Source organism: Thermanaerothrix sp., from assembly GCA_026417795.1.
Classification (GTDB): Bacteria; Synergistota; Synergistia; order Synergistales; family Synergistaceae; genus Thermanaerovibrio.
Genome location: JAOACP010000050.1, coordinates 1 through 7250 on the forward strand (window position 1 = coordinate 1; position 7250 = coordinate 7250).

At 59.2% G+C, this 7250-nt stretch carries 6 protein-coding genes; all 6 read left to right on the forward strand.

All coding sequences use genetic code 11. The annotated features are described in order from the left end of the window. Nucleotides 1-244 precede the first annotated feature (244 nt). On the forward strand, nt 245-1621 hold the full coding sequence (locus tag N2315_08445; GenBank protein MCX7829205.1) for a sodium:alanine symporter family protein: 1377 nt from the start codon (nt 245-247) through the stop codon (nt 1619-1621). A gap of 51 nt (nt 1622-1672) precedes the next feature. Next, nucleotides 1673-2794 carry an alanine racemase gene (gene alr / locus N2315_08450; protein ID MCX7829206.1) on the forward strand — a complete coding sequence of 374 codons (1122 nt, stop codon included), beginning with the start codon at nt 1673-1675 and terminating at the stop codon, nt 2792-2794. A gap of 96 nt (nt 2795-2890) precedes the next feature. Further along, nucleotides 2891-4003 carry an alanine dehydrogenase gene (gene ald / locus N2315_08455; protein ID MCX7829207.1) on the forward strand — a complete coding sequence of 371 codons (1113 nt, stop codon included), beginning with the start codon at nt 2891-2893 and terminating at the stop codon, nt 4001-4003. A gap of 133 nt (nt 4004-4136) precedes the next feature. Beyond that, complete coding sequence (locus N2315_08460) at nt 4137-6086, forward strand: transketolase (GenBank protein MCX7829208.1); 1950 nt, start codon at nt 4137-4139, stop codon at nt 6084-6086. Next, a complete protein-coding gene (locus N2315_08465) occupies nt 6079-6936 on the forward strand; it encodes a tRNA (adenine-N1)-methyltransferase (protein ID MCX7829209.1) in 858 nt (285 codons plus the stop codon). Before N2315_08460 ends, N2315_08465 begins: the two co-directional genes overlap by 8 nt. Beyond that, the coding region (locus tag N2315_08470; GenBank protein ID MCX7829210.1) for an epoxyqueuosine reductase QueH at nt 6929-7250 on the forward strand (322 nt) is incomplete at its 3' end. The genes N2315_08465 and N2315_08470, both read left to right, overlap by 8 nt.

Here is a 7250-nt window from a genome sequence, read left to right on the forward strand (position 1 = left end):
AGGGGATCATATTTCGTTTGGATTCTTAGGTGAGGCAACGTTCCCTTTTCGTTTAGATTTTACGTGAGGCAATTCGCCATCTTGACGAAGGTGCCTATGTTTTGCAAGAATGAGAACGGTTGGAATATTCGTAGTGAAACTTGTAACTTTGGGGGGGATATGCGGGTTTGGGTAACGGTTGTTAAGGCGCTTCCTGGAAGGCTAGAGAGAAGAGACAGGCCTAGGACGAGGGGAGGGTGATGTAATGGAAGCCATAATGAAACTGAATGGCATAGTTAACGGAATAGTATGGGGGCCTTGGATGTTGGTCCTCTTTGTGGGAACCGGGGTATATCTCACGGTTATCTTGGGCTTTCCTCAGCTGAGGTACTTCGGTTTCATGTTTAAAGAGGTTCTGGGTAAGATCGGCAAGGGTGGAGAGGGGGAGGGCAGCATATCTTCCTTTGCCGCCTTGGCCACGGCCCTTTCCGCCACCGTTGGGACCGGCAACATCGCCGGCGTGGCCACCGCCCTTCACCTTGGGGGTCCCGGAGCTCTTGTCTGGATGCTCATATCCGCGGTTTTCGGCATGACCACCAAGTTCTGTGAGGTGTTGCTGGCGGTTAGGTTCAGGGAGAAGGACTCCCTTGGCAACTGGCGCGGCGGGACCATGTACATCATAGAGAAGGCCCTGGGGCTTAAGTGGCTGGCTGTGCTGTTCGCGGTGTTCACGTTCTTCGCGTCCTTCGGCATAGGCAACATGGTGCAGGCAAACTCCACGGCGGAGGGTTTGTCCCTTGGCTTTGGGATACCTCACATATACACGGCGGTGATCCTGGCGGTGCTTACGGCCTTGGTCATATGGGGTGGTCTTGGCAGCATAGCGAAGGTCACCACCTACCTTACGCCCATAATGGCTCTGATATACATCGTAGGCGGCCTGTTGGTGATATTCACAAACATATCCTCCGTGCCCGCCGCCATAGCCAACGCCATAAAGTACGCCTTTTCGGATCCAAGCGCCATGCCCGGCGCCATAGCGGGTTGGTCCATCAAGGTAGCCATGACCAAGGGAGTTGCCAGGGGCGTGTTCTCCAACGAGGCGGGCCTTGGCTCAGCCCCCATGGTTCACGCCACCGCGGTGGTGGATCATCCGGTGCGTCAGGGGGTCTATGGGCTGTTTGAGGTATTCACCGACACCATCGTGATCTGCTCCATAACCGCCATAGCCATAATGTCCAGCGGGGTTCTGACTGGGCAGCCGGAGCTCACCGGCGCCAAGCTCACCCTTTCGGCCTTCCAGACCGTTTTGGGGAGCCTGGGCACCATGGTTCTGTCCGTAGGGCTTTCGCTCTTCGCCTTCTCCACCATACTGGGTTGGTATTGGTACGGAGAGACCGCGGGTACCTACCTCTTTGGTCCTAAGGTCATAACGCCCTTCAAGGCCCTTTGGGTCATATGCGTTGTCCTTGGGGGCTGGGGCGGCGCGGAGATCCTGGTCAACCTATGGGATCTGGCGGATACGCTCAATGGGTTGATGGCTATTCCCAACATAATAGCCCTTTTGTTGCTCTCCGGCGAGGTGCGTCGGTTGGTAAGGGATTTTGACGAAAAGAGGAGTTCTGGTAGCCTTAAGCTTTAGTTCTTCCGGGAGGGGGGTGATCCCCCCCTCCATCCTGGGGAGGGATTTTTGATGTTAAGGCCTACTCGGATGGAGGTAGACCTCAAAGCGATAAGGCACAACTACAGGCAGATATCTTCCTACGTGGGCGGCAGGGCCCAGGTAATGTGCGTGGTGAAGGCGAACGCTTACGGCCTTGGGGCCAGGAAGGTGGCGGAATCCCTCCGGGCCGAGGGGGTTACCAGGTTTGGGGTGGCAATCCCCGACGAAGCGGTTCAGCTTAGGGAGTGGGGTTTTGGGGAGCCCATCCTGGTGCTGGGGCAGAGCCTGCCCTCCGCCGCTGGTGAGATGGTGGCCCGGGATGTGGCATGTGCGGTGGGGGACATGGCCTTCGCAGAGGCGATGAGCTCTGAGGCAAAGCGCCAGGGCCGTCAGGGGAAGTTGCACGTAAAGGTTGACACCGGAATGGGAAGGATCGGCTTCCTTCCCCAGGAGGCGGAGGAAGCCGCCGCTCAGATAATGTCCATGGGCAACCTGGATGTGGAGGGGGTCTTCACCCATTTTTCCACCGCCGACGAAAGCAGGCTCTCATTTGCGGAGGAGCAGTTCAAGCGTTTCGGGGACGTGTTGGATCGCATGAGGTCCAGGGGCTTCCGCTTCAGGTTGAGGCACGCCTGCAACAGCGCCGCGCTGATAAGGATGCCCCACGCCCACCTTGATGCGGTAAGACCCGGCATACTGCTGTACGGCATGAGGCCGTCGCCGGTGTGTCCTGTGCCGTTGGACCTTAAGGTTCCCTTTCAGGTTAAAACCCAGGTGGTGGCGGTGAGGGAGCTTCCCCCCATGTGGGGTGTCAGCTACGGCATGAGATACGTTACCCGGGGCAAGGAGAGGATAGCGGTTCTGCCCATCGGCTACAGGGACGGTTACCTGCGATGCCTTGGCGGCAAAGCCCAGGTGCTCATAGGGGGCAGGCGTTTTCCCGTGGTGGGCACCATATGCATGGATCAGTGCATGGTGGACGTGACCGATGACCCATCCGTAAAGGTGGGAGACGAGGTGGTCATACTGGGCTCCCAGGGCGGGGAGGCCATAACGCCGGAGGAGTTCGCCGCCTGGCTTGGCACCATAGTTTACGAGGTGCCGGGCATTTTCTCCGAGAGGGTTCCAAGGGTCTACATAAGTGAGGAATAGGGCGTAGATTACGGAGAAGAGCTTCCGTTTGTGTTGAAAAGTGAAAACAGGCGCAAATAGGGGATCATCCCCAATAGCAGAGAGGAGGAAGTGTAGATGAAGATAGGGTGCCCGAAGGAGATCAAGAACCATGAGTACCGGGTTGGGTTGATACNCGCATCGGTGAGGGCCTACGTGTCGTCTGGACATGAGGTGTTTATCCAGAAGGGGGCCGGCCTTGGCTCCGGCATAGCCGACGAGGAGTATGTGGCGGCGGGGGCCAAGATACTGGAGACTGCGGAGGACGTGTGGGCCCAGTCGGACATGATAGTGAAGGTCAAGGAGCCCCTTCCCCAGGAGTATCCCCTCATGAGGGAGGGACAGCTTGTTTACACCTACTTCCACTTCGCTTCCGACGAGGAGCTTACGAAGGCCTGCATGGAGAGGAAGATCGTGGCCTTGGCTTACGAGACCGTCATGGAGGCCGATGGCTCGTTGCCGCTTCTTAAGCCCATGAGCGAGGTGGCGGGCCGTATGGCACCCCTCATGGGCAGTTTCTACCTGGGCCGTGCCCATGGCGGCAGGGGGCTTTTGGTTTCCGGCGTGCCGGGGGTGGCTTCCGCCAACGTTCTGGTATTGGGTGGAGGCGTTGTGGGCCGCAACGCGGCTAGGATAGCCGCCGGCATGGGGGCCAAGGTTACTATCTTGGACGTGAAGGCCAGTACCCTGGAGTACCTGGCGGACACCATGCCAAGCAACGTTTTCCCCGTCTACAGCGACCCGGTTACCCTTGAAGAGGGGCTGAAGGAGGCGGACATGGTGATAGGGGCGGTTCTCATCCCCGGCGCCAAGGCCCCCAAGCTGGTGCGCAAGGAGCATCTGAAGATGATGAAGCCCGGGGCCGTGCTGGTGGATGTGGCCATAGACCAGGGAGGCTGCTTCGAGACCTCCCACGCCACCACCCACAGCGACCCCATCTACGTGGTGGACGGCATATTGCACTACTGCGTGGCAAACATGCCGGGGGCCTATGCCAGAACCTCCACGTTCGCCCTTAACAACGCCACCATCTACTATGGCAAGCAGCTGGCCAACAAGGGCTACGTGCAGGCCTGCAAGGACAACCCGGCCCTTAAGAAGGGGCTTAACATGGTGATGGGCAAGGTGACCTGTGAGCCCGTGGCGGAGGCCTTCAACCTTCCCTACACCCCGGTGGACCAGGTGCTGTAGACCGTAGATGGGCTTTTCTTAAGGGCTCTGGACCTAAACTGATCCAAGGGCGGGGGCTTCCCCGCCCTTTTCTTATGGCTTTTATGGTTTAAAATTACCCTTGACCCAAGTCAAAGGGAAGGAGATCAGTCCTATGGAATCGCTTAAGAGGTACCTTGAGGAGATGAGGGATTCAGAGCTCCGCGAGGATTACGCGGAGCTCCTTCGTGAGGGAGCCAGGAGGGGCAGGATAGATGCGGTGATGATGACGTCCTGCGCTTCCAGCGGTCATCCGGGAGGCTCCATGTCCAGCATGGAGATCTACATGACCGCCTATGGCTGCGCCAGGCTTAACCGCCAAAACCTTGATGATCCGGATCGGGATAGGGTGGTCATAAGCCATGGCCACACATCCCCCGGCGCATACAGCGCCCTTATATTCTGGGGCCTTTTAGACCGTAACCAGGTGGTTCCCAACTTCAGGCGGGCTGGAAGCCCTTATCAGGGGCACGTGGAGCGGGAGGTTCCCGGCATAGACTGGGGCACCGGTAACTTGGGACAGGGGTTGTCCGCGGGGGTGGGGTTTGCCCTGGCCGCCCGGGGCAGGGGTTCCTCCGCCCACGTTTACGTCCTCATGGGGGACGGGGAGCAGGTGAAGGGGCAGGTTGCGGAGGCCCGGCGGCTGGCTTCAAAGGAGAAGCTGTCCAACATAACCGTCCTGGTGGACTACAACCGGATTCAGATATGCGGAAGGATAGAGGAGATAATGCCCGCGGACATAGAGGCCCTTTGGAAGGCGGACGGCTGGAACGTCCTAAGGGCGGACGGGCATGACTTCCAGGACCTCTACAGGGCTGTGAGGGACGCCAAGGCATGCGGTGTTCCAACGGTGATATTGTGCGACACCGTGATGGGCAAGGGGGTATCCTTCATGGAGGGCATCCCGGATTATCACGGCAAGGCCCTGTTGGGGGATAAACTTGAGAAGGCCCTTGAGGAGCTGGGAGGCTCCATGGAGGAGTACCGGCGGATGTTGTCCATGCGCAGCGGTCCTCTGCCGAAGGGGTTGCATGTGCGCCCCTTAAAGCCTTCGTTGGACCTTGGAGAACCCTTTACCTATGATCCGTCCGCCAAGACCGATAACAGGTCCGCCTTCGGCAAGGCCTTGGCGGACGTTGGGGCTAGGAACAGAGGGGCCTCCGGCGCCACCCCCATTCTGGCCTTTGACTGCGACCTTATGGGGTCGGTAAAGCTTGACGGTTTTGCAAAGGCCTGCCCAGAGGGGTTTGTCCAGGCGGGCATACAGGAGCACAACACCGCCACCGTGGCGGGGGCGGCTTCTGTGGCGGGCGTGGTGGCGGTTTGGGCGGATTTCGGGGTCTTCGGCCTTGACGAGGTTTACAACCAACAGAGGCTTAACGACATAAACGGTTCCTCCCTCAAGCTCTTCCTGACCCACGTGGGCCTTGACGTGGGGGAGGACGGGAAGACCCACCAGTGCGTGGACTACGTTGGGCTTTTCGCCAACACCTTTGGCTGGAAGGTCATCGTGCCCGCGGATCCCAACCAGACCGACAGGGCGGTCCGGTGGGCCCTCTCCCAGGAGGGCAACGTGTGCGTAGCCATGGGCCGAAGCGTCCTTCCGGTGGTTACCGACCCTGATGGTACCCCCCTATTCGGCGGGGGCTATTTGTTCCGCTACGGGGCCATAGACCTGGTGAGGGATGGAAGCCAAGGGGTGATATTGGCGTTGGGCCCCATGGTGGGAAGGGCCCTTAAGGCTGCGGAGATACTGGCGGAGCGGGGCGTTGACGTGAAGGTCCTTTGTTCCGCCTCTCCGTTGGGCATGTCCGCCGATGAGCTCTTTGCCTTGGTGGGGCGGGGGCCCCTGCTCACCGTTGAGGACCACAACGTCAACACCGGCCTTGGGGCCCAGGTGGCGAACCTTATGGCCAGGAACGGGGTTTCCCTTCCCTTCATGCCCCTTGGGGTCTTCCGGTACGGCGATTCAGGAGCCTCCGATGATGTCTACCGGATGATGGGGCTTGACCCGGAGGGGATAGCCCAGTCCTTTTTGAAGCTCAAGGAGTGGCTCGATGCTTAACTACGGAGACCTGGTATTTCTTTGGTCCCCCAGAAAGGGGGACTGCTTCCTTCTGCGGCTATCCAAGGGAGCGGTGCAGGGTTCAAGGCTTGGACAGCTAAGGCACGACGACTTCGTAGGCAGGACCTACGGGGACGTGGTGCAAAGCCACAACGGTGAGGTCTTCGCCCTTCTTAAACCCACATTGGGTGAGTACTTGAGGCGCGTTAAGAGGAACACCCAGATAGTCTTTCCCAAGGAGGCGGGGTTTATCCTCATGCACCTTAACGTGGGGCCCGGCTCCAGGGTGGTGGAGTGCGGCACCGGTTCCGGAAGCCTCACCTGCGCCTTTGCGCACTTCGTGGGGGACCATGGCCATGTTTACACCTATGACCGCAGGGAGGAGTTCTCCCAGCTGGCCCGGCGGAACGCGGAGCGTTGGGGGGTGGCGGATCGGATAACCTTCAAGGTGAGGTCCCTTGACGAGGGGTTTGACGAGAGGGATGCGGACGCGGTCTTTCTGGATCTTCCGACGCCGTGGGACTACATAGGAAAGGCCAGGGAGGCCTTGGCGCCTGGCAACCGGATAGGCATTTTGGTTCCCACCTTCAACCAAATAGAGAGGACCCTTGACGAGCTAAGGGCCCAGGGTTTTGCGGATCCCCAGGTGGTGGAGATACTGCTAAGGTACCTCAAGACCGATCCAAGGCGCCTTAGGCCCGAGGACGTGATGGTGGGGCATACGGGGTATCTGATCTTCGCCAGCAAGTGTGAGCAGGGGCTTTACGATTTGGTGGTGAGCAAATCCAAGGACAAGGATACGCAGACCGGGCAACCGTCGGAGGAGCTTCAGGAGGATTGCGGTGTCTGAAGGGAACTTTGATGCGCCCCCTAAGCCCAGGCTTCTGTTGCACATATGTTGCGCCCCGGACGGTACGGTTCCATGGGAGGAGCTTAAGGGGCGGTTCCACGTGACCGGGTACTTCTACGGCTCCAACGTTCACCCGGAGGATGAATACCTTAAAAGGCTTGAGGCGGTGGTTAGCCTTAAGGATCACATGGGTGGGGATCTCATCGTGGAGCCCTACGACCCGGAGGGCTGGTTGAGGCGCACATGGGCTCTCCGGGAAGAGGCGGAGGGGGGCGGCCGTTGCGGCCTGTGCTTTGCCTGTCTCTTATACACAT